This is a genomic window from Tateyamaria sp. Alg231-49, assembly GCF_900143535.1.
In the GTDB taxonomy this organism is placed as follows: Bacteria; Pseudomonadota; Alphaproteobacteria; order Rhodobacterales; family Rhodobacteraceae; genus Tateyamaria.
The window spans coordinates 19,663-43,441 of sequence record NZ_FRFA01000004.1; the positions used below are offsets into that span (position 1 = coordinate 19,663).

The window sequence follows — 23,779 nt, forward strand, 5'->3', positions numbered from 1 at the left end:
TCTAACCGGCGTTTTCTTCGTTCAAGACTTTGCGCGCGACGCGGAAACATTCGAGCGCCTGCGGCACCCCGCAATAAATACCGACGACGTGGATGATGGCGCGGATCTCGTCTTGAGTAACCCCATTGGTCAGCGCGCCCCGGCAATGGATTTCCCATTCCTGCATTTTGCCCAGCGCGCCGATCATGGATAGGTTCATCATCGACCTAGTCTTGGCATCGATCACATCGTCGCCCCAGCCAAAGCCCCAGCACCATGCCGTCATCGCCTCTTGGAAGGGACGGGTAAAATCATCGGCAGCGGCGAGATTCTTTTCCACATAAGCCGCGCCAAGGGTCGCCTTGCGCTGTTCGAGCCCTTTCAAAAACAGATCCTCATCAAATGCGTCCATTGTCCCATCCCTTCATTTTGTTGGTCGGCTGTCGCCCTATCTGCCTAGACCATCGCTGACTGGATCAACGACCAGAGGCCCGAGTACATAGCCGCGCGACTTGAGTCCAACTTGCACAAATTCCACCAGATGAAAATCTTCTGCCACCGTGGTCGCGCGGTCTTGTTTGGCCATGCTCCCCGGACGGTTCCGCGATCTCGAACCATTCGAGCGTTTCAAGTCAGCAACTGGGCCCCAGAACTCTGCAGTTCGACGCGCGTGTTGGGAAACCAGTTGTCCATCGGCTTTGCGTCGGGGTCGAAGTTGACGAGGACGAAGCCAAGCAAGACATCGGTGCGCGCCTCGGTCAGGCATACTTTGGACTTGGCAAACCCCGTTACAGATTTGCCGAGAATTTGCGCCCATCTGGGAAATGAGCCCGACGGTGCGACCGACGGGCAAGGTTGCGAAGCGGTCTTGCTGAGTGGCCAAGGTGTGGGGTCCACAGCGTCTGTGGCCTATGATCCGGCCGTCGGCAGAATCCTCGCATTCGCGTATATCAAACCCCATGCCGCTACGCCCGGAACGGCACAGGAGGTCGTCACTGAAGATGCGTCACATCGCACGCGCGTGCTTGACGAACCGGCCTTTGATCCACACAGTTTGCGGCCACGCACAAAAGCCGCAATGGACCCCACGCAATGCCTCTTCCCAAAACGATGCGCGCTATGGTCACAATGGGCCACGGCGATCTTGATCAAATCGTTCAGCATGATGAATGGCCGCGCCCAGATCCTGCGCCCGGTGAAGTGTTGGTCAAAGTCGGCGCCTGTGGATTAAACAACACCGACGTCAACACGCGGTTGGGGTGGTATTCCAAGTCTGTTACCGGCGCGACCAACACCTCTGCGGGCGCCCCTGCCGAGGAAGACCCCTCTTGGGGTGGAGCCCCCATCGGATTCCCCCGTATTCAAGGCGCAGACGCTTGCGGTGAAATCGTCGCTCTAGGGACTGGCGTTTCCGACGCCCGGATCGGAGAGCGTGTGATCACTGACAACTGGCTGCGTGATCCGACCGACCCACTGAACAAGGAAAAGACGGGGTATTTTGGCTCGGAACGCGATGGCGGCTTTGCGGAATACACAACGATGCCGTCGCAGAACGCAGTGGCGATCACCTCCGATCTGTCGGATGCCGAACTGGCGACGTTCTCCTGTTCCTACTCCACAGCCGAAGGGATGCTGACCCGCGCCAACGTCACCGCCAAGGATACAGTGCTTGTTCCAGGCGCGTCAGGCGGCGTTGGCGGAGCCGTCGTGCAACTGGCAAAGAGGAGAGGGGCAAGCGTGATTGCGTTGGCCTCTGAAGCCAAACATGCAGATGTGGCAGCACTTGGGGCAGATCGCGTTTTGCCACGTGCACCAGATGACCTGCACGCCGCTTTGGCAGATGAGCGGATTACAGTCGTCGCGGATGTCGTTGGTGGGCCTTACTGGGCTACTCTGATCGACGTGCTGGCCCGCGGCGGGCGTTACACCTGTTCTGGCGCAATTGCAGGCCCGATGGTCGAACTGGACCTGCGTACATTCTATTTGCGGGACCTGACACTGCTGGGATCAACCGTCATTGATCCGATCGTGATGCCAAATCTCATTGGCTATATCGAAGCAGGCGAAATCCGACCCGCGCTGGCCGCCACTTATCCATTGACTGAGCTGCGTGCTGCACAAACCGCTTTTGTCGCCAAAAAGCACACTGGCAATATCGTTGTCGTACCATAACGATCACTCGCATATCTGTATTCTAGATCAAACAACCGCTTGAACGCCCTTAGCGGCTGTCCGGCAGAAGCCTGACGTTCGATGCCCTCGCAGCTTGGCACTTAACCCGGCAATCCGATCGCTGCTGCCGCCGGGTTAAAACCATGGACACCCTGTCCCGGCCAATACGACCAATTGCGCAAGCTTGGTCAGCCGGTGATGGACATGCAAAGCAGCGCGTTGGACAGTGCCGGTATCGCCCACCGGTTTTGCGGTGACGCGACCCTTTTTGATCTCTATTTCACCAAAAAAACAGGTCCGGGATTCCCGAAACGCCAAACATACCAACCCGCAGGGCAACGCAGTCTGGAATGCCAGTTCGCAAAAACGGAAATTTCAAACTAGCGGGCCAACTCTATCCGGTGCGTGCACTGTCCGATGCGGGTCTGGAACAAACCGGGCAAGCTTTTGTCTTTGCCGCCAAGGCTTGTGGGGAACATCAGAAACAAGCTGCCTAAAAGACGAAATCGTCAGCGCCTAGATCTGCCAGAGTGACGTCGATCAGCAGGATCGAGCTTTCGACGCCCGTGGTGATCAACACATCAGCGCCGTTTTGCTGAGCAGACGCCAAGACGGTGTCAACTGAATCCAAGGCTGCAAAGTTGGAGAAATCCATCAACTCAAAGCCATTGGTGGCCTCAAAGCCCTCGATGGTGTCATTGCCATGGCCCGCCTCAAAAACAAATCGGTCTGCGTTGAAATCACCTGCCATCAGGTCATCGCCCGCCCCGCCGACCAAAGTGTCAAACCCAGCGCCGCCATAAAGCGAGTCCTGCCCTTCCTCGCCCATCAGTATGTCGTCCCCGGTACCTCCAAAAAACCGATCCTCACCCAATCCCCCCCAAGCCGTGTCATTGCCCTCATCACCAAAGTGGCCGTCATTGTCAGATCCGCCAATCAGCAAGTCATCGCCCGCGCCACCGAACAACCGATCAAGGCCCTGACCGCCAAAAATGATGTCATCGCCTAACTGTCCAAAGAGATTGTCAGCCTGATCGCCGCCGTCCAGCACATCATCTCCATCGCCACCGTCAAGCAGATCAAAACCGGCATTCCCAAACAGCGTATCGTTTCCAGCGTCGCCCCACACGCCATCCACAGTCATTCCAATGTTGGTCCCAGCGCTCAACCAGTCATCACCATCACCGCCATAAAGGCGGTCTGCGTCATCACCAGACCACAGGCTATCATTCCCAGCCCCACCAAAAAGCTGATCAAACCCTGCGCCACCAATCAAAATATCATCTTGATCGCCGCCATAGAGGGAATCCGCACTTTCCCCGCCGACGATGGTATCCGAGCCATCCTGGCCAAAGATCGTGTCAAACCCGATGCCACCAAAGACGATATCTTGGCCTGCGCCGCTGTCGATCAGGTCTTCGCCTCCGTCTCCGCTTAGGCTGTCATCGCCCAAATCACCTACAATCGTATCGTTCCCGGCATTGCCAAAGATAACGTCGTCGCCGTCCGTGCCATTTGCCTGTTCGGAGCCCGCGCCCCCCTGCACTGATCCAAGTGGATCAGGCAAATCGAATGAAGGCGCATCAATCCAGATGGGCGCCACGGGCTGCGGCCCCGCGGTTTCCGTCGGCGGATGCAAAGGGGGGATATCCGGATCGTCGACGACATAGGCGGACGGGTCTGTCGGGGGGCGGTTGCCCACAATGATTGCGTCGCCATTGAAATCTGCCGCAGACAAGGATGCACCATTGGCCGACCGCACCTCGATCACGGACGTACCATACCGCAATTCGGCCCCCAAACTGGTCGATGAGACGATCAGGTTTTCAACGCCGCCGACCACACCAAGTGCCGAGATATCAATGCGGTCTTCGCCGGGTTGGTAATCAAGGATAACGTCAATTGCGTCGTCCTGAGTAAACACGAACACATCAGCACCGGTATCGCCGCGCAAGGTGTCGCTGCCTTCACCGTCAATCAGGATGTCATTGCCAGCGCCCCCTTGAAGCAGGTCAGCGCCGTCTGCCCCGTTCAGGATATCGTCCCCATCTGTACCATTGAGTGTCCCGCCCCCGGAGGACGCCACCTGTGTCTCGCCCGGTGCGTCGGCGGTGATTTCGTATTCAACCAAATACGGGGCCGATTGGGTCGTGACGAACAGGCGGGCACCGTTGTCCGTGTCTACCGCTTCGATGCCCGAGATATTGTTCAAAGGGCTGTCGAGGCTGCCTGCAATCGTCTCGACATGCTGGAGCCGCCCACCGTTCAGCATCACAAATAGGCTGATGCCGGAATCCGTCCCGGCCGCGACCACAAATTCCTGCCCGTTGATCGTGACTGTGTCGACAAAGCTGGCGTCGTCAAACCGTGTGTCGAGCGTATCAAGCACATGATCTACGATGCGCATGTCATCCCCATCTGCGTCGATGGCAAGGACCGACAGCGATCCGCTGCCTGACGCAGTAACAACAACATAAAGCGCACCATCGGCCCCGATCACCGTCGTCATCGCTCCGGGCTGTTCTGCCCAGAACCCGTGATCCACATTCAGGTCAGCCATGTGTTGCATCTGGCCATCGCCTGCCATTCGAAACAACGACACAGTGTTGTCCGCTCCGTAGCTGACCACCGCCACAGTCTGGCCCCCATGGGTCGCCGTCACAATGTCACTTGCAACCTGGTCATTCATGGCTGTGCCCTGCCCAACAGACTCGATGCCCATCTGCGTGCCACTCGTGAACGTTATCTGCGCCAACCCACCACCGCGTATCGCCACCAGTCCGCCGGTGGCATCGCTCCACAAAGCCATCTCGGTGATATCACCGGCATCAAAACCACTCTCAGTTATGCTCGTGGCGCTGCCAAAAATGCCTGAGATCTGACCCGCTGTGACCGAAACGCCTTGCAATGCGTAACTGTCCAGACCCGCAAGATAAAGCTCAAACCCGGTCCCACTGATCTGGCGGATCTCAATGTCCGTGCTTTCTAGTTGCAGATACGAAGACGAAATGGACCAACTGTCTACCTCGTTGGTGTCGCCGGCATTTGCGCCAAGTTCGAAGGCGGTCAGCCATCCGTCACCGCGCGTGGCAGCAAAGAGGTACGTGACCGCCGTGGTCTGAACCACGTCCAGATCCATCACGCCAACAACGGCACCTGAATTTGCAACTGTTACGGCGCCATACGCCGTTAGTGACATCCGCATCTTTACCCCCCAAAGGACTTGCGTTCTTGAGAAGGGTAAATGCCAATACGAGGTGCAGGCTTGTGGTCGCATTTACGGCGTTTCTGCGACCCATGAAGCGGATTTTAATGGATCAAGTCATGCTCCATTTACCATGCACGGCAATGGACGCCGTTGCAGGCACGCAGATTGCACCGTTCGCACCCTTTTGCCCAAGTTAACCCCGAGAGAGGAACGTACGCCGGATTAACCAGCGATTTTCCTGAAAGGACCGCCTGCATGTCTGAGACTTCTCCAATCCTGTCTTTGCCCTATATTCAACCCTCGCAGGCCCAAAAGCATGTCACACACAATGAGGCACTGCGTGGGCTTGATGCCATCGTGCAACTGGCCGTCATTTCCGCTGAACTGACGGCACCACCCGTTACGCCATCTGAAGGCGACAGGTACATTGTTGGCAATGGTGCGACCGGTGGCTGGTCAGGTCAGGACAACGCAATCGCCGTATGGGCCGACAACGCGTGGACATTCCATTTTCCCATCACCGGTTGGCGCGCGGATGTGCAAGGCAGTGCCAGCCTGTTGCGTTTTGATGGCAGCGGCTGGACCACACCCGGCCTCGCGCCCTTGCAGAACGTGCCCCACGTGGGTGTGAATACGACCGCGGATGACACAAACCGTCTTAGCGTGTCGTCGTCGGCGACTCTGCTGAACAACGTCGGCAGCGGCCACCAGCCGAAGCTGAACAAGAACGCTCAGACCGATACCGCCAGCCTTTTGTTCCAAACCGGGTTTTCCGGTCGGGCTGAGATGGGTACCGCCGGCAATGATGATTTCGCGGTCAAAGTGTCGTCCAACGGCACGCTGTTCAACACGGCCCTTGTGGCTGATGCCACCGACGGCGCGGTCCGCTTCCCGCAGGGCAAATGCTACTTTGATGAAGTCTTCATCGCGGATGATGCGGCGTATGGCTTTGACATACCATTTTCCGATCCGGCGCGTATCATGATGTGGCTCTCGCTTGATCTGGCGGGGCAGTTCTATCTGTTTTCGATCACGGGTGCGTTGAGCGGAGCCAGCAATCTGGCCGCGATGTTCACAAGCCCGACGGGCAACTTGAATTTCCTGACCGGGCCACTGGATGGCACAACGGGGTCGGATAATGCGATCAGCATATCCATCGACGCCTCAGGCGCGGTTCCGCGCATGTATCTTGAAAACCGTTTGGGATCAGATCGCACGTTTACGATGTCGACCCTTGGTAAATAAAACGGTTTGCGCAGGCCTCCCAATATTGGCCTGCGCAAATATGTTTAGTCACATGGGCAATCCTCGACAAAAGAGCGGCACAGCGCCATTTTCTTGAGCGCCAAATCACATCCACCGTGACAACCAACCCCCGCTTTGCTATGCGCCAGCCTGCATAACAAAAGGGTCTTCCCTCGTGAAAATTACCGAGACTGCATTGCAAGGCGTCCTGCTGATCGAACCGCGCCGCTTCGGGGATGCACGTGGATTTTTCAGCGAAAGCTGGAACAAGAAGGCCATGGCAGACCACGGTATTTACACGGACTTTGTTCAAGACAACCATTCGATGTCTGGCGCAGTTGGCACCGTACGCGGTCTCCACTTTCAAGCCCCTCCGTCGGCACAGGCCAAACTGGTGCGCTGCGGGCGCGGGGCATTGTTTGACGTCGCCGTCGACATCCGGCGCGGATCACCGACTTATGGCGCTTGGGTCGGTTACGAACTGAGCTTTGACAACGGTCTTCAGCTTTTGATCCCCGAAGGGTTTCTTCACGGCTTTGCCACCCGCGCACCGGACACCGAAATCATCTACAAATGCTCGGACTACTACGATGTGGCGGCCGATGGTGCAGTGGCATGGGACAGTTGCGGGATTGACTGGGGCGTGACTGGTACGCCAATCCTGTCGGATAAGGACGCATTGGCTCCCGCGCTCGCAGATTTTGACAGCCCCTTCATTTATGAGGCCCCACAATGAAACTTTTAGTCACAGGCGGCGCTGGGTTTATCGGGTCAGCAGTGGTGCGTCAGGCCGTCGCCGCAGGTCACCACGTCGTCAATCTTGATGCGCTGACATATGCAGCCTGCCTTGAGAATGTCGCGCCGGTTTCGGATGATCCCAATTACACCTTTGTAGAGGCTGATATTCGGGACCGCGCAGCACTCGACGCCATTCTAAATACGCACCAACCCGACGCCATCATGCATCTGGCGGCCGAAAGCCATGTGGATCGATCCATCGATGGTCCAGGCACCTTCATCGACACAAACGTCATGGGCACCTTCCACCTTCTTGAGGCCACGCGCAGCTATTGGGAAAAGGCAGGTCGCCCCGCTGATTTCCGGTTCCATCACATCTCAACGGACGAGGTGTTTGGCTCACTTGGACCCACGGGCATGTTCACTGAAGACACACCTTATGACCCGCGCAGTCCCTATTCTGCCTCAAAGGCCTCGTCCGACCATCTGGTCCGCGCATGGTGTGAAACCTATGGCCTGCCTGTCATTCTGACCAACTGCTCGAACAACTATGGCCCCTACCATTTCCCCGAAAAGCTGATCCCGGTCATTATCCTCAATGCGCTGGCGGGTAAGGCGCTGCCGATCTACGGCGACGGGTCGAACGTGCGCGACTGGCTATATGTCGAGGATCACGCGGACGCGCTGTTGCTTGTGGTGCAAAAAGGTGAGGTCGGTCGGTCCTACAACATCGGTGGGGAAAACGAGCGGTCGAACCTCGAACTCGTCAATACGCTGTGCGCGATACTGGATGAAGTGCGGCCCAAAACGTCCGGATCGTACTCCGATCAAATTACATTTGTGACCGACAGACCCGGCCACGATGCACGCTATGCCATCGATCCAACGCGCATCCGCTCCGAACTGGGCTGGTCCCCCTCGGTGACGGTCGAAGATGGGCTGCGCCGCACTGTGCATTGGTATCTTGAAAATGAGGCGTGGTGGCGCGCCTTGCAGGATCGCTCGGGCGTCGGGCAGCGGCTGGGCACAGGTACATGACAATCCTCGTCTTTGGATCAACCGGGCAGGTATCGGCTGAATTGGCGGCCCTGTCGGACACCATGTGTTTGGGGCGCGATGTGGCTGACCTGACCGATCCGCAAGCCTGTGCACAAGCGATTCTCACCCACGCACCCGACGCCGTTATCAACGCAGCCGCATATACCGCAGTAGATCGCGCCGAAAGCGAAGAAGCGCTTGCAACAAAAATCAACGGTCATGCGCCAACTGCAATGGCCACCGCCTGCGCCGAATTAGGCATTCCGATGATCCACATCTCGACAGATTATGTGTTCAACGGCACCGGCACCAAACCGTGGGCACCGCAGGATGTAACCGCCCCCCTTGGCGCATACGGACGTTCCAAACTGATCGGCGAAAACGGGGTACGTCAATCCGGGGCGACGCATGCAATCCTGCGCACGTCATGGGTGTTTTCCGCGCACGGCGCCAACTTTGTCAAAACGATGCTCCGCCTTGGGGCCGAGCGCGATGCACTGACCATTGTTGCCGACCAAATCGGCGGACCAACCCCTGCACGCGACATTGCCAAGGCCTGCTACAGCATGGCAACGCACCTGATCAGTAACCGTGATGCTTCTGGCACCTATCATTTTTCTGGCGGCCCAGACTGTTCATGGGCAGATTTTGCGCGGGCCATTTTTGAGGTGGCCAATATCGACTGTGTTGTGACCGACATTCCGACGTCGGCCTATCCGACACCTGCTGCACGACCGGCAAACTCACGGATGAACTGTGCATCCCTGACAGATACCTTTGGCATCAAGCGCCCTGACTGGCGCGTTGGCCTAATCGACACCATTAAAGAGCTAGAGGCCACATCATGACCAAACGCAAAGGGATCATTCTGGCAGGTGGATCAGGCACGCGACTGTACCCAATCACGATGGGCGTCTCAAAACAGCTCTTGCCGATCTATGACAAGCCGATGATCTACTATCCAATCTCCGTGCTGATGCTGGCAGGCATCCGGGACATCGCGATGATCACTACGCCGCAGGATCAAGATCAGTTCAAGCGCACCCTCGGAGACGGCAGCCAGTGGGGCATCTCACTGACGTATATCGTTCAGCCCTCACCAGACGGGCTGGCCCAGGCTTATATACTGGCAGAGGACTTCTTGGATGGCGCACCTTCGGCCATGGTTTTGGGCGACAACATCTTTTTTGGGCATGGGCTGCCCGACTTGCTGGCGGATGCCGATACGCAAACCCAAGGTGGTACCGTATTCGGGTATCACGTCTCTGATCCTGAGCGTTACGGTGTGGTCGGGTTTGACGATGACGGAACTGCACGGGAAATCATCGAAAAGCCAATCAATCCACCTTCGAACTACGCGGTTACGGGGCTCTACTTCCTCGACGCTGATGCGCCGAAGCGGGCGCGCGCCGTAAAGCCTTCTGAACGGGGTGAGCTTGAAATCACCACACTTCTCGAGATGTATCTGGCCGAGGGTCTATTGCGTGTGAACCGGATGGGGCGCGGATACGCATGGCTGGATACTGGAACCCATGGCAGCCTTTTGGATGCTGGTAATTTCGTGCGGACCTTGACCAACCGGCAAGGGCTGCAAACCGGCTGCCTCGAAGAGATCGCGTTTGAAAGCGGCTGGATAAGCAAGGAAGACCTGCAAAAACGTGCAGCCCTTTTTTCCAAGAACGACTACGGCACTTATCTGAACAGTCTTTTGGACTGATCAAGGGGCGCGTGGAAATGCGCCCTACATTTTGGTTCTCGCACCACGAACAAAACGCGCCATCACGATAGACACAAAACGTTTGTCTCAAATCGTTGGAATTTCATCGCCCCAAACGCCAAATTTGCGCCCTATTTCTAAATGAGATCGACAGTAAAGCTTCCTCGTCTTTGACTGTCATAAGGGCCTCAATCACATGTGTTCGATCTGTTTCGCCACCCGTACCTTTGATCCTGTGCGACATCAGGACGGGGCAGACCCTGCATTTGCCAACCTGACCGAAGATCCAAATGCAATTGACGGCATCACGACCACAAACACGATGGCAGTTGGGGATATATTTTCTGGAACGTTGTCAGAAAGCGGAGACGAAGATTGGGTGGCCATCAATCTGACAGCCGGGGAATCGTATAAATTCGCTTTGGACGGTGGGACATTGAGCGACCCGCTGGTTCGGTTGTTCGACGCATACGGCAATCAGGTTGCAGCCAACGACGATGGTGGGCCGGGTCTGTTTTCGCTGCTGGAGTTCGAACCGGATACCTCTGGCACATATTACGTGGTGGCGGATGCGTTTTCGACGCAGACCGGCACATATTCTCTCACCGCCACGGGCGAATCTGGCGCTTCACCTGATCCGGTATCTACCGGCACACTGAACGACATGGCGCTGTACCTCACCGAAGGTTTTTGGGGAAACCGGGAGATCAGTTTTGATACCGACCAATCCAACGTCATCACCGTTAGCATTGCCGGGCTGACGGCAGCAGCGCAGCAACTGGCCCAGTGGGCGATGGAAGCATGGGAAATGGTGGCCAATCTCGATTTTCAGATCGTCACCTCGGGCGAGATGATCACCATGGACGACGAGTTCAGTGGCGCATTTGCCTACGCGCCCAACTCTGGGTCCAACGGTGGTGTCGAAATGAATGTGTCCACCGGCTGGATCGACTCCTACGGCATCACAATCGACAGCTACAGTTTCCAGACCTTTCTGCATGAAATCGGCCATGCGATCGGCCTTGGGCATCAGGGTGGCTATAATGGCGGTGCCAGTTATGGCAGTGACGCGCTTTTTGCCGAAGACAGCTGGCAAATGTCGGTCATGTCGTATTTCAGCCAGACCGAAAACACGTCGATCACAGCCAGCTATGCGTTCGTCACCACTCCGATGATGGTCGATATTCTTGCGATTCAGAACATCTATGGCGCGGCGGGTCCTGACAGTGTCACAGCGGGCGACACCGTCTATGGCGCAGGCTCTGACCTTGGGAATTACCTTGATTCTATCTTTGACCGGCTGGCGGGCGAGGGCACCTCGTCTGAAGTGTCAGGAAGTACCGTCGCCTTCACCCTCTACGATCAGGGCGGCAGCGACACGATTGACCTCAGCTATATGACAGACGCCGCCCGTCTTGATCTGCGGGATGAAACGTTTTCAGACTTTGGCAACATGATTGGTGTGATGGGCATTGCCAGCGGCACCATCATTGAAAACGCCATGCTGGGCGATGGCGCGGATGACGTCACCGGTAACGACGCCGCCAACACAATAGATCTTGGCATCGGCAACGACATTGCCCTGGTCGGGGCAGGGAATGACTCGGTTTTAGGCGGCATCGGCTTTGACACCATAGAGGGTGGCGCTGGCGATGACACGCTGCTCGGCGGGAATGGCGCGGACTCATTGATGGGCGGCGATGGCGCAGACCTGTTGGAAGGCGGCGCTGGCTATGACCAGATCCAAGGCGGGGACGGCAATGACCGGATCCTCGCCGGCTCCACCGCTGACCGTGTCTATGGCGGCGACGGTGACGATTGGATCAGTGGCGGGTCCAACGAGGGTATCACAGTTGACGGCCTTTGGGGTGAAGAAGGCAATGACACAATCTTTGGCGACGGTGGCTTTGACCTGCTGGACGGCGGGGCAGGTAATGACTTGCTTGATGGCGGCGATCAGGCGGACAACCTTCTTGGGGGCGACGGCAATGATATCCTGCGGGGTGGCCTTGGCCTGGACCGATTGTTTGGCGGGGCGGGCGACGATCTGGCCGAAGGGGGTGAGGGCAATGACGGCCTCTTTGGCGAAGATGGCGACGATTTGCTCTATGGCGAGGCAGGAAATGATAACTTTTTTGGTGGTAGCGGAAATGACTTTCTTAGTGGCGGGGAGGACAATGACACGATGGATGGCGGCTCTGGTTTCGACACACTGGACGGCGGAACCGGCGATGACGAGATGTTTGGAAGATTCAACGCTGATACTTTCGTGTTCTCCGATGGGCACGGCAATGACACAATCGGCGATTTCAGCGCACTGAACGATTTCGAAGTAATTGATCTGAGCAGTGTGAGCGCGCTGACCGCGCTTAGTGATCTGGACCTTGGCAGCAGTTCAGGCGGGGCGGCGACCCAAGTCGGCAACGACGTGATTATTGCCACAGGCGCGACCTCCTCTATCACGTTGTCAAACGTGATTTTGTCGGAGTTGGACACGCTTGATTTCATCTTCTGACGCATAAGCCATCATTGATGCCCGAAAGGCAGACCATAGTTACTGGAAATTAACCAATTCGGCGAAAAGTGTCCGCAACATGCAGACACTCAAACCTTTCGAAAATCTGTTTCTCAGCATCGGCGCGATGAAGGCTGGTACCACATGGCTTTATGCCGTTCTGGGTCGCCATCCTGAACTGCATTTCGCGATGGAGAAGGAGGTTCACTACTTCTATCACCGCTTCGTCAACTCCAATCAGCTTAGTGAAAAGCGTCGGCTGAAAGAAGCGTATGATCGTTACATCCCGCGCTTTGATCCCAAGACCAGCCATGTGGACGTGGTGCGTCAAAACTTGCGCTGGATCGCCGCCTATCTGGATCGGCCCGTGGATGATCTGTGGTATCGCAACCTGTTCCAGTTGCGCGATCACGAGACTTATGCGTGCGATTTCTCCAATCTGAACGCACATCTCCCTGCCGAGGCATGGCCACGGATTTCTGACAGCAGTCAGAAATTGCGGGTGCTTTATACGTTGCGCCATCCGGTCAAGCGGCTCTGGAGCCATACGAAGTTTCACCTCGAACTGACCGGCCGCGCGGACAAACTTGACCATTGGGGCCCGCATGAATTTGAAGCCTTTTTGCGCCAGCCCCACATCTGGGAAAACGCAGAATATGGCGCAGTTCTGCGCCGTGCAGGCGCCGTACTGCAACCAGATCAGTTCAAGGCCATCTTTTACGAAGATCTGCACGCCGACCAACGCGGCACATTGGCTGATATCGAACAGTTCCTGGGCGTGGCAGCCTTTGACTACCCAAAATCCTTGCTGGAAAAACGCTTCACCGAAAGCGTGAAGCGGCCGATGCCTGCCTTCTTTGCTGACTTGGTGGCTGACGACGTTGCCCGGATAACTGCCGAAGTCGAAGCCCAAGGCTACACCATTCCAGACAGTTGGCGCAGTTGACCGTCACCCAGATCTATTTATCCAAAATGTCCCGGTGATACCGGTTCAGCAAAAACAACCCGGCCAAACCAAGACCGCCGCCCAGCGCAATCGGGTAAATCACTGACACGTAAGTGGGCTGATAAAATGGATAAAACCCGTCGCGCATCATGCCGACCACATGCACCAGCGGATTGAACCACAAATAGTCTGCATGTGGCTGCGGCACGATTTCAAAGTTGAAAAAGATACAGGAAATCAGAAAAAGCGGACGGTTCAAAACCGCCCATGCCGTCTGCCACACCGGGTAAGCCAACGTCAGAAAGCTGTTTAGTGTCCCGACCCCAAAGCCCAGCGCCAACAGCATCACATAAGCCAACGCAATTTTTGACACATCAAACGTTGTATCCGGTTGCTGCATCACAAGGATAAACCCCAGTACCAGCCCGTGCACCACCAGGTGCGTCAACATATTGAGCAGGAATCGCGCCATCAGTGCATCCAGAAACGTGACACGCGGATAGGCAAGAAGGGCGCGGCTGAACTGGATCGTCTGCCCCAATTTGCCAGAGATGTCCGAATACATCAGGAACGGAAGAAGGCCCGCCGAATAAAACAAGGCAAAGTTGGTCCCCAACGGCGGACTGCGGAACCCAACAGAAAAAATCAGCGTCAGCAGTGCGATACCCCCCGCCGGTTCCAGAATAGCCCATACATATCCACCCGGAGAGCGCCCGTAGGTTGTCGAAACCTCGCGCAAGATCAACGCAAAGACGGCGCGCAAGGTCGACAGACGCATGTTGTGTGCAGCCACCGCCGGAACCGGACTGAGATGCATGTGTTTCCCCTCGCATCTGTAGAAAATCTTAAGAAGTTCAGGCTAGCCAAGTGAGAAGAACAAACACTTAACCCGCGGTGGATTCGGCCAGCATGGCACAAATCAGCACGAAAACAGCCGAAGCGGATGTTGAATATCCGACGCAAAAACCGCGGGTCCTGCGTGCCAAACAGCGCACCGAAGCGACGTTCGGCGGCATAACGTCGGACACCGGCAAATTGTCTGCGCATTCCAAACCTGCACCTACCTTGCCTGCCCATCCGGCAGAGGTTGCACGTAAAACCAAAATATCTGCACAGCATACCGTTCCAAGTCCCGCGCCAGCGCGCCGTGCGCAGACCCGTGGACGCCACCGGTTTTTGGCGCTGTCCTTCATCTTGTTCTTCGCCGCGCCGGTGATCCTGACCGCCTATTACCTTTGGACTTTCGCTGCAGACCAATACGCCTCGAACCTCGCATTTTCCGTGCGCTCAGAGGAACAAGGGTCAGCCATTGAGCTGTTGGGCGGCGTAACGGAACTGTCAGGATCCAGCACTGCGGATACAGACATTTTGTTTGCCTACCTCACAAGTCAGGAATTGGTCTCAAAGGTGGACGACCGTCTTGATCTGGCGCAGATCTGGAGCAAGGTGACCGTCAACAACGATCCGTTCTTTGCCTATGATCCGAGCGGCACGATTGAAGATTTGCTGGCCCATTGGCAGCGCAAGATATCGATCATCTATGACAGTGGAACCCGCCTGATCGACGTCCAGGTGCTGGCATTTGACCCCGCCGACGCACAGGCTGTGGCCCAAGCCGTCGTGGAAGAAAGCACGGCGATGATCAATGCGCTGTCCGACACCGCGCGGGACGATGCAATCAAATATGCCCGCGAAGAATTGGTCGTCGCCTCGACCCGTTTGAAAGAGGCGCGTCAGGCTCTCACTCTGTTTCGCAACCGAACACAGATCGTGGACCCGGACATCGACACCCGAAATCAAATGGGCGTTCTCGTAACCCTCCAACAACAGTTGGCCGATGCGCTTATCGATTTTGATTTGTTGCAAGACACGACCCGGTCTGGCGATCCACGTATCGTACAGGCCACACGGCGCGTTGACGTCATTCAAAAGCGTATTGACGCTGAACGTCGCAAGCTTGGTTTAGGGGCGGGCGCTCAAGAGGGTGTCGTGTTTGCCGACCTTGTCGGCGAGTATGAAGGGCTCATCGTGGACCGTGAATTTGCCGAAGCTGCTTATACCAGCGCGTTGGCCACCCATGACGCCGCACTCGCCGAGGCGCGACGCCAAAGCCGGTATCTTGCGGCCCACATCCGCCCGACGCTGGCGCAACAGGCCGAGTATCCTCAACGGCTCAAGATCCTTCTGCTGGTGGCGCTTTGCAGCTTTCTTGGCTGGAGCATTTTGAGCCTTGTTTTCTACAGCTTGCGCGACCGCAGATAGGGGAAGCCGATGATCGAACTGGATCGTTTAACCAAAGTGTTTTGGGTCAAAGGCGGGCGCAAGCGTGTGTTGGATTCCTTGAGCACTACGTTTCCCACGGGGGCCAGTGTGGCGCTCTTGGGGCGCAACGGCGCGGGCAAAAGCACTCTGCTAAAGCTGATCGCGGGCACGATGCGCCCGACCTCAGGTCAGGTACTGTCGAGCGGTTTGATCTCTTATCCGGTCGGTTTCGCCGGGTCTTTTCACCCGGATATGTCCGGCTTGCAAAACGCGCGCTTTGTAGCGCGCCTATATGGCGTCGACACGGACGAGTTGGTCGATTTCGTTGAGGATTTCGCGGAACTGGGTCCGCATTTCAGGATGCCGCTGCGTACCTATTCATCGGGCATGCGAGCACGTCTGTCATTTGGTGTGTCGATGGGCATCCCATTTGACACATACTTGGTGGACGAAGTGACATCCGTCGGGGACGGCGCATTCCGGGACAAGAGCGTGCGGGTCTTTGACGACCGGCGGCGGACGGCGGGGGCGATCGTTGTTTCGCATTCAGAGGTTATGGTCCGGCGTATTTGCGACATGGCTGCGGTGCTCGAAAACGGAAAAGCGACGCTTTATTTGGACGTTGATACAGCTCTTGAGCATCACGCTGAAAATCTTGCCAACCCACCAGCACATCAACAGCGGTTGGCATCATGACAGCGATTGATACAAACATTGCCGCATCCTTAATGCGCGTCCTGAGGCAAGCTGTACGTCTGCCTCATCTGCGCCGTTTTGGGTCAGCGGTCCGTCAGGATGGCTGGCGCCTCGCTATTGCCAAAGCGCGCCATTTCCTTGGCATGCAGTGGCACGGATCGGCCCACACGGTTCTACGAGAAACGGCACATCCATCCCGGCAATCGCCTCTGTATCTACATGGAATCTGGCGGCAGTTGGCGCGCGGAAACGCATTTCACGTCAGCGCACCACCCAGCGACTCAAACCATCGGTGTGTCGCCATCATCGGTGATCTGAACCTGCCACAGTGCCGCAAATATCGGGTCGAACAGCTGGCCGGGTTTTGGCACGAGCAGGATGTGCTTTGCGAGTTTGCGCATTACGAAGACCTGCCAAGGGTCACCCGCCTGCTAAGTCAGGCGACCCATGTGGTTGAGTACCGCCTGCCAGCCACGCCGTTGACAGAGATGCTGCGCTATGAGGCGCGGCGGCTGCGCCTGCCGATCCTTTATGACATCGACGATCCCCTCTTTTCGGTGTCCGCCTACGAGACCTATGGGAATATGAGCGCGGTCGACCCGGTGATGAAACAGCACTTTGTCGCGCAAGCGCCCAAGTTCATGTCAATGATGAACGGCGCCGACATGATCTCGGTCTCCACCCCCGGGTTGGCGCAGCACGCGGCCCTGTATTCAACCCGGCCGATCCATGTGCGCCGCAATTTTGCTGACCCGGTCACGCTTACCGCAGGTGCACGCGCACATGCGGAAAGACCGGCAAGCGACGGTGCTTTTCGTGTGGCCTTTGCCAGCGGCTCCAAGGGCCATGAGGTCGATTTTGCCGAGATAGCAGACGTGATCGAAGCATTCATTCTGGCTGCGCCCAAACGCCGTCTTCTTCTGCTTGGGCACTTCAACACAACGAAGTTGCCAAAAACCCTCTTCGCGCGCACAGATGTCGTGCCGTTTTCGACATATGAGGCGTATCTGGCCGTCCTTGCCCGCGCAGATTGCGCCGTGATGCCTTTCGTCGATGATCTGTTCAATCAATGCAAAAGCGCGGTTCGCGTGATTGATGCCGCTGCGACGTCAGTTCCATCCATAGTAGGCCCAGTTGGCGATCTGGCGCCCATGATCACGCACGGCAAAACGGGTTACATCGCGCAAAATCCCAAGGATTAGCTGACGCACCTCACATCGCTGGCAGATAGGCCTGATCAGGCGCGTGAAATGGGCCTTGCCGCGCGGCAAGTGCTCGAAACCGACTGGAGCGGGCAAGCCAGCGCGCACATCGTTGATCCCGAGATTTTGGAGTGGGTTAAGCGATGAACAAACGCCACATCCTGCTGGCCAACGTTTTCTTTGCGCCATTTACATACGGTGGTGCAACCATTGTGGCCGAAGAGCTGGCCAAGGCGCTTGTCGCGCGCGGAGATTACCGGATTACCGCGGTGTCCCTGTGCAGCCGAACCGAGCTTGAAACATATACTGTGATGAAGTCAGAGCGTGACGGCATCGTGAACTACGTCATCAACGTTCCCCAAGGCCGCAGCTATCATGAGATGTACAACAACCCGCAGGTCACCGCCCTTTTAGGAGAGTTGATGGACGGGCTACGCCCTGATCTGGTGCATGCCCATTGCGTTCAAGACATTGGTGCGGGCATCCTTCAGGCCGCTCATGCGCGAAACATTCCCATCGTTCTCAGCGTCCATGACTTTTGGTGGATTTGTGAACGGCAGTTCATGATCCGTCCAAACGGGAGCTATTGCGGACAGTCGCCAGTGCGCATTGACGCCTGCCGCGGATGTGCGAGCGACATGGGCGCAGCACGCACACGGTTTGATCACCTCGGAATGATGGGCGCACTGGCCGATTGCGTGACCTATCCCAGCCAATTTGCACATGACCTCGTCTCGTCTTCCGGCTTTGCGCCCGGGCGAGGAATCGTGCTGGAAAATGGCGTGCGGCTGCCCGACCCTGATTTTCCTGACGCGCAGGGGGCGCGGCGCGCACGCGATCCGCGCCTGACATTCGGGTTTGTTGGCGGCCCCTCACAAATCAAGGGTTGGCCGACGATCCGCGCCGCATTTCAAATGCTCGAACAAGAGGACTTTCGCGTCCTTCTGGTAGACGGCAGCCAAGATGGAACGTGGTGGACACCTGCTCATACAAAAGGGCTCAAGGGAGATTGGCAAATTTTCCCTAGATTTGAGCAAGCGAACATGGATTCGTTTTACGCTCAAATCGACGTGTTGCTATTCATGTCCCAGTGGAAGGAAACATTTGGCCTCGCCGTTCGCGAGGCACTGGCACGTGGGATCGACGTCATTCAAACCGACAGTGGCGGCACGGTAGAACACAAGGCAGCCCATAGTATCGATCCGATCCCAATTGGCGCACCGGCATCCGCACTGCAAGAACGGCTCGCCACCGCTTTGGCACAACACCCACAGGCACAGGTGCATACACCCGTTGCCGGATACGCAGATCAAGCACGCGCGTTCCACCAAATTGTGGAGAATGTTCTTGGCGCTGCCTGATCCAAGGGCCGAAACCGTTGATATTCTGATGGCCGTGTACAACGGGGCAGACACACTGCCGGCTCAACTCAAGAGTTTCGACGCGCAGTCGCACTGCAATTGGCGGCTGTTGGCCAGCGATGATGGGTCCAGCGACAAAACCGTGCAGGTATTGAATACCTTTGGCAGAGCGCACCCTCGCGGGCAGGTCAAAATGATCAAGGGCCCGCAACAAGGGGCGTCGGAAAACTTCCTCGGGCTTTTGCGCCACGTGGCCAATCAAAATCCAGAACCCCGCTGGATCGCCTTTTCTGATCAGGATGATGTTTGGCTTCCCGACAAGATCTCTCGGGCCATGACGACGTTGGGGCAGTGCGATCCATCCCTTCCAGCCCTTTATTGCAGCCGCACTTGGGTCACCTGCCGCAGCCTGTCGAACCGCCGGATATCCGCGCCGCGCCCCCGTGCCCCACATTTTCGCAATGCACTGGTGCAAAACATCGCAGCGGGAAACACGATTGTTTTGAATCCGGCTGCGGTTTCGCTTGTGTTAGAGGCGGTCAAATACGTTGGGCCCGTCGTTGTACACGATTGGTGGCTCTATCAATTGATCTCTGGGGCTGGAGGAAGGATCGTTCATGATAATGTGCCCGGCCTTCTTTATCGTCAGCACGAAGCGAACCAAATTGGTGTAAATGACACGGCCAATGCCCGATTGCGGCGATTTCTTCAGTTACTGCGCGGGGACTTTCGCGCGTGGAATCAAACCAATATTGCCGCCCTGCTCTCTTGTGGTGCGGTTTTGCGCCCCGATCACCTTGCAATGCTGGAGTCGTTTGCACGACTTTCGACGCTGCCGGTGTTACAACGGATGCTGTTGCTCAAACGGCTTGGCTTGTACCGCCAAACAGTCGGCGGCACGATGACGCTGTGGTTTGCGGTCTTGTTTCGATTGGTGTGATACTGGGCACAGTCCTCAGAGTCGTGTGGGTATACGTTACTCAAGCCTTGCGCTGCTTGGCGTTCTGCACAAAACAGGGCCAGTGCACAGAATCCATGGAGTTTTGTCGTGAAAATTGCAGTGATTGGGACGGGCTATGTCGGCCTCGTCTCGGGTGTGTGCTTTTCGGACTTTGGTCACGACGTGGTTTGCGTCGACAAGGATTCCACTAAAATTGAGACGCTGAAGCAGGGCGAAGTGCCAATTTACGAGCCCGGTCTTGATGCGCTGATGATCAAAAATGTTGAGGCAGGCCGCCTGTCTTTTACAGTCGATCTGGCCAGTGCCGTAGAAGGCGCAGAAGCTATTTTCATCGCCGTGGGTACACCGACCCGGCGTGGCGACGGGCACGCCGATCTGACATATGTGATGGCTGCGGCCGAAGAAGTGGCGAAACTTACCAAAGACTATGTCGTCGTCGTTACCAAATCGACCGTCCCTGTGGGCACCAACCGGCAGGTCAAACAAGTGGTGCGCAAAGCCAACCCAGACCTCGACTTTGACGTGGCCAGCAACCCCGAATTCCTGCGCGAAGGGGCCGCAATCGACGACTTCATGAAGCCTGACCGCGTCGTCGTTGGCGTTCAGAACGATCGCGCTGCCGAGGTGATGGCTGAAATCTACCGCCCCCTTTTCCTGCGAGATTTCCCGATCGTCACCACCGATCTGGAAAGCGCCGAGATGATCAAATACGCCGCCAACGCATTTCTGGCGACCAAGATCACATTTATCAACGAAATCGCCGCCCTGTGCGAACGCACCGGTGCCGATATTAAACAGGTGTCCAAAGGAATGGGCTTGGACGGACGCATCGGGAACAAGTTTCTGCACGCCGGTCCAGGCTATGGCGGATCTTGTTTCCCCAAAGATACCAAAGCGTTGGCCCGGATCGGGCAAGAGCATGCGGTTCCCATGCAGATCACTGAAACGGTGATCAAAGTGAACGAAGAAACCAAACGGCGCATGATCGACAAGATTTTTGACCTGTGTGACGGGCAATTGGCAGGCAAAACCGTCGCCGTCTTTGGGGTCACATTCAAACCCAACACAGACGACATGCGCGATGCGCCCTCGCTTACAATTGTGCCCGCCTTGATCGGCGCAGGGGCCAAAGTGCGCGTCACAGACCCGCAAGGTCACCATGAAGGCGCAGCTTTGCTTCCGGGCGTGCAGTGGGCTGAAGACGCATACAAAGCGGCCCAAAACGCCGATCTGGTCGTAATCCTGACAGAGTGGAACGAATTCCGCGCTCTCGACCTCAAGCGATTGGCGCGACGCATGGCAACCCCGCACATGGCTGATTTGCGCAATATCTACTCTGCACAAGACGCAAAACGCGCCGGTTTCACCGCCTATGACAGCATTGGGCGCGCTGCGTGGACGGCGGAGAAGGACGAATAGTGCCCCGCGTTCTGATCACTGGCAGTTCCGGCTTTATCGGCTACCATCTGGCCAAACGGTTGCTGGAGGACGGTTTTGAAGTGATCGGGCTGGATGCCATGACCGATTACTATGACGTCACCCTCAAAGAACGTCGCCAACAAATGCTGTCTCAGAAACCCGGCTTTCGCGCCATTAACGCGCGGGTCGAGACCGACAACGTGCTGGCTGACCTGGTTGCAGAGGCAAAGCCGAACATCATCGTTCATCTCGCGGCCCAAGCCGGGGTGCGGTATTCGATCGACAACCCACGCTCATACGTCGACTCTAACCTGATTGGCACCTTCAACTTGCTTGAGGCAGTGCGGGCTTGCCCCTGCGACCATTTGCTGATCGCCTCGACATCCTCTGTATACGGCGCCAACGCAAAGATGCCTTACGCAGAAACGGACAAGGCTGATCTGCCAATGTCGTTCTACGCCGCCACGAAAAAGGCGACCGAGGCGATGGCTCATTCCTATGCCCACCTCTACGGCATGCCGGTCACGATGTTTCGGTTTTTCACGGTTTATGGCCCGTGGGGCCGCCCCGACATGGCGCATTTCAAATTCACCCGCGCGATCCTGAACAATGAACCAATCGACATCTACAATCACGGCGACATGTCCCGCGATTTCACCTATATTGACGATCTGGTTGCAGGCATTCGTGGGCTGATGGACGCTCCGCCGCAGCGCGTCGCCGACGCCGCTGAGATCAACGACGGCGACAGTCTGTCAGCTGTTGCTCCTTACCGCGTGGTCAATGTCGGCAACTCGGCCCCCGTTCCCTTGATGGAATTCATTGCGGCGATTGAGGCCGCGCTGGGCCAGACGGCACAAAAGAACTTCATGGAAATGCAGCCCGGCGATGTCCCTGCAACTTGGGCTGATGGCACCTTGTTGTCTGATCTGACGGGATACGCGCCAAAGACATCCGTGCAGGATGGCGTGGCACAGTTTGTAGCGTGGTACCGGGACTATTATCAGGTCTGATCTGTTAAAACGTTACAGAATTTCCAGATCGACCATTCGTTCGTAACATTTTAATTGCTGCGACTCGCCTCCTCCTCTACATTCGCGAGGGGAGGAGTATTGTATGGACGCTTTCATCTGCGACGCGCAACGCACGCCGATTGGCCGCTATGGCGGGGCGCTGTCAACCGTGCGTGCCGATGATCTGGCCGCTGCGCCCATTGCCGCGCTGATGGCGCGTCATCCGACTCTCGACTGGTCAGCAATCGACGATGTCGTCATGGGTTGCGCCAATCAAGCGGGCGAGGACAACCGCAACGTGGCCCGCATGGCGGCTCTGCTGGCCGGAATGCCTGTGGACGTGCCGGGTATCACCGTAAATCGCTTGTGCGCCTCGGGCATGGACTCCGTTGGGATCGCCGCGCGTGGCATCAAGGCTGGCGATCTGGACTTGGTCATCGCAGGCGGTGTTGAATCAATGACTCGCGCACCATTTGTCATGCCAAAGGCGGACACCGCATTCAGCCGGGGCGCAAAAGTGTTCGATACGACCATCGGTTGGCGCTTTGTGAACCCAGCGATGCAGGCCGCCCACGGGATCGATTCAATGCCTGAAACGGCGGACAACGTCGCCGAAGACTGGCAGGTCAGCCGTGCAGATCAAGACGCCTTTGCCGCAAGGTCGCAAGCCCGCTGGGCCATCGCACAGGCCAAGGGCGCCTTTGTTCAGGAAATTGCGCCGGTCACCATACCGCAACGCAAGGGCGACCCGGTGATCGTGGATACCGATGAACACCCACGTCCGAATACAGATGCCGCCGCTTTGGCGAAACTGCGCGGGATCAACGGCGCGGACAAGACAGTCACCGCGGGCAATGCGTCTGGCGTAAACGACGGCGCGGCGGCCTTGTTGATCGCCTCAAGCGACGCTGCCGCAAAACACGGGCTGACACCGATGGCTCGAATTGTCGGAATGAGTGCAGCTGGCGTTGCCCCCCGCGTCATGGGTATCGGCCCAGTGCCTGCCAGCCGCAAGGTGCTGGAACGCGCGGGCCTATCCATCGATCAGATGGATGTCATCGAATTGAACGAGGCCTTCGCAGCCCAAGGTCTCGCCACCTTGCGCGACCTTGGGGTGGCGGACGACGATCCGCGCGTGAATGCCCAAGGGGGCGCCATTGCAATTGGTCACCCACTGGGAATGTCCGGCGCGCGACTGGTGATGACAGCCGCCTACCAACTTCAACGCACCCAAACCCGCTATGCGCTGTGCACCATGTGCGTCGGCGTCGGGCAAGGTGTGGCCATGATACTCGAAAGGGTCTGAG

General features: G+C 57.0%; 21 protein-coding genes. 18 read left to right on the forward strand and 3 right to left on the reverse strand.

What is annotated here, in order from left to right:
• Position 1: 1 nt before the first annotated feature.
• The gene (locus DHN60_RS07965) at positions 2–391 is read right to left on the reverse strand and encodes a carboxymuconolactone decarboxylase family protein (protein ID WP_108836774.1); all 390 of its coding nucleotides are present in this window, start codon (positions 389–391) and stop codon (positions 2–4) included.
• 129 nt (positions 392–520) lie between these two features.
• Between DHN60_RS07965 and DHN60_RS07970 the strand changes: the two genes are divergently transcribed.
• The 3 genes from DHN60_RS07970 to DHN60_RS22270 all read left to right on the forward strand — a co-directional run bounded on the left by DHN60_RS07970 (position 521) and on the right by DHN60_RS22270 (position 2,648).
• Positions 521–1,210, forward strand: a complete 690-nt coding sequence (locus DHN60_RS07970) for a glycine cleavage T C-terminal barrel domain-containing protein (RefSeq protein ID WP_234423574.1) — start codon at positions 521–523, stop codon at positions 1,208–1,210.
• Complete coding sequence (locus DHN60_RS07975) at positions 1,099–2,151, forward strand: alcohol dehydrogenase family protein (RefSeq protein WP_234423582.1); 1,053 nt, start codon at positions 1,099–1,101, stop codon at positions 2,149–2,151. The genes DHN60_RS07970 and DHN60_RS07975 overlap by 112 nt, the downstream gene beginning before the upstream one ends.
• 350 nt (positions 2,152–2,501) lie before the next feature.
• Positions 2,502–2,648: a hypothetical protein gene (locus tag DHN60_RS22270; protein WP_159089151.1), complete on the forward strand. Its 147-nt coding sequence runs from the start codon at positions 2,502–2,504 to the stop codon at positions 2,646–2,648.
• Here DHN60_RS22270 and DHN60_RS22890 read toward each other — a convergent pair.
• Positions 2,645–5,356 carry a calcium-binding protein gene (locus DHN60_RS22890; protein WP_159089152.1) on the reverse strand — a complete coding sequence of 904 codons (2,712 nt, stop codon included), beginning with the start codon at positions 5,354–5,356 and terminating at the stop codon, positions 2,645–2,647. The genes DHN60_RS22270 and DHN60_RS22890 overlap by 4 nt on opposite strands.
• 258 nt (positions 5,357–5,614) lie before the next feature.
• On the opposite strand from DHN60_RS22890, the gene DHN60_RS07990 reads away from it, so the two are divergent.
• The 7 genes from DHN60_RS07990 to DHN60_RS08020 all read left to right on the forward strand — a co-directional run bounded on the left by DHN60_RS07990 (position 5,615) and on the right by DHN60_RS08020 (position 13,558).
• A complete protein-coding gene (locus DHN60_RS07990; RefSeq protein WP_108836777.1) occupies positions 5,615–6,604 on the forward strand; it encodes a DUF2793 domain-containing protein in 990 nt (329 codons plus the stop codon).
• 175 nt (positions 6,605–6,779) lie between these two features.
• Complete coding sequence (gene rfbC, locus DHN60_RS07995) at positions 6,780–7,340, forward strand: dTDP-4-dehydrorhamnose 3,5-epimerase (protein ID WP_108836778.1); 561 nt, start codon at positions 6,780–6,782, stop codon at positions 7,338–7,340.
• Entirely contained in the window at positions 7,337–8,380 is a 1,044-nt protein-coding gene (gene rfbB / locus DHN60_RS08000) for a dTDP-glucose 4,6-dehydratase (protein ID WP_108836779.1), read from the forward strand. Before rfbC ends, rfbB begins: the two co-directional genes overlap by 4 nt.
• The gene (gene rfbD / locus DHN60_RS08005) at positions 8,377–9,228 is read left to right on the forward strand and encodes a dTDP-4-dehydrorhamnose reductase (RefSeq protein ID WP_108836780.1); all 852 of its coding nucleotides are present in this window, start codon (positions 8,377–8,379) and stop codon (positions 9,226–9,228) included. The genes rfbB and rfbD overlap by 4 nt, the downstream gene beginning before the upstream one ends.
• Positions 9,225–10,097 (forward strand): glucose-1-phosphate thymidylyltransferase RfbA, encoded by an 873-nt coding sequence (rfbA, locus tag DHN60_RS08010; RefSeq protein WP_108836781.1) that lies wholly within the window; start codon positions 9,225–9,227, stop codon positions 10,095–10,097. The genes rfbD and rfbA overlap by 4 nt, the downstream gene beginning before the upstream one ends.
• A gap of 196 nt (positions 10,098–10,293) precedes the next feature.
• Positions 10,294–12,612 carry a M10 family metallopeptidase gene (locus tag DHN60_RS22895; protein WP_108836782.1) on the forward strand — a complete coding sequence of 773 codons (2,319 nt, stop codon included), beginning with the start codon at positions 10,294–10,296 and terminating at the stop codon, positions 12,610–12,612.
• A gap of 79 nt (positions 12,613–12,691) precedes the next feature.
• The gene (locus tag DHN60_RS08020) at positions 12,692–13,558 is read left to right on the forward strand and encodes a sulfotransferase (protein ID WP_108836783.1); all 867 of its coding nucleotides are present in this window, start codon (positions 12,692–12,694) and stop codon (positions 13,556–13,558) included.
• A gap of 13 nt (positions 13,559–13,571) precedes the next feature.
• Here the strand turns inward: DHN60_RS08020 and DHN60_RS08025 are convergent, their stop codons facing one another.
• Entirely contained in the window at positions 13,572–14,375 is an 804-nt protein-coding gene (locus DHN60_RS08025) for an ABC transporter permease (protein ID WP_234423575.1), read from the reverse strand.
• 92 nt (positions 14,376–14,467) lie between these two features.
• Between DHN60_RS08025 and DHN60_RS08030 the strand changes: the two genes are divergently transcribed.
• From DHN60_RS08030 to pcaF, 8 genes are all read left to right on the forward strand, one after another.
• On the forward strand, positions 14,468–15,820 hold the full coding sequence (locus DHN60_RS08030; RefSeq protein WP_234423576.1) for a capsule biosynthesis protein: 1,353 nt from the start codon (positions 14,468–14,470) through the stop codon (positions 15,818–15,820).
• Between the two features lie 9 nt (positions 15,821–15,829).
• Positions 15,830–16,516 (forward strand): ABC transporter ATP-binding protein, encoded by a 687-nt coding sequence (locus DHN60_RS08035; protein WP_108836784.1) that lies wholly within the window; start codon positions 15,830–15,832, stop codon positions 16,514–16,516.
• Positions 16,513–17,718, forward strand: coding sequence for a hypothetical protein (locus tag DHN60_RS08040; protein ID WP_108836785.1), 1,206 nt, complete (start codon positions 16,513–16,515; stop codon positions 17,716–17,718). The genes DHN60_RS08035 and DHN60_RS08040 overlap by 4 nt, the downstream gene beginning before the upstream one ends.
• Positions 17,719–17,861: 143 nt before the next feature.
• Positions 17,862–19,079 carry a glycosyltransferase gene (locus tag DHN60_RS08045; RefSeq protein WP_108836786.1) on the forward strand — a complete coding sequence of 406 codons (1,218 nt, stop codon included), beginning with the start codon at positions 17,862–17,864 and terminating at the stop codon, positions 19,077–19,079.
• Positions 19,066–20,019 (forward strand): glycosyltransferase family 2 protein, encoded by a 954-nt coding sequence (locus DHN60_RS08050; protein ID WP_234423577.1) that lies wholly within the window; start codon positions 19,066–19,068, stop codon positions 20,017–20,019. The genes DHN60_RS08045 and DHN60_RS08050 overlap by 14 nt, the downstream gene beginning before the upstream one ends.
• Before the next feature lie 108 nt (positions 20,020–20,127).
• Positions 20,128–21,459, forward strand: coding sequence for a UDP-glucose/GDP-mannose dehydrogenase family protein (locus DHN60_RS08055; RefSeq protein WP_108836788.1), 1,332 nt, complete (start codon positions 20,128–20,130; stop codon positions 21,457–21,459).
• Positions 21,459–22,472 carry an SDR family NAD(P)-dependent oxidoreductase gene (locus tag DHN60_RS08060; protein ID WP_108836789.1) on the forward strand — a complete coding sequence of 338 codons (1,014 nt, stop codon included), beginning with the start codon at positions 21,459–21,461 and terminating at the stop codon, positions 22,470–22,472. Before DHN60_RS08055 ends, DHN60_RS08060 begins: the two co-directional genes overlap by 1 nt.
• 103 nt (positions 22,473–22,575) lie before the next feature.
• Positions 22,576–23,778, forward strand: coding sequence for a 3-oxoadipyl-CoA thiolase (gene pcaF / locus DHN60_RS08065; protein ID WP_108836790.1), 1,203 nt, complete (start codon positions 22,576–22,578; stop codon positions 23,776–23,778).
• Position 23,779 lies beyond the last annotated feature (1 nt).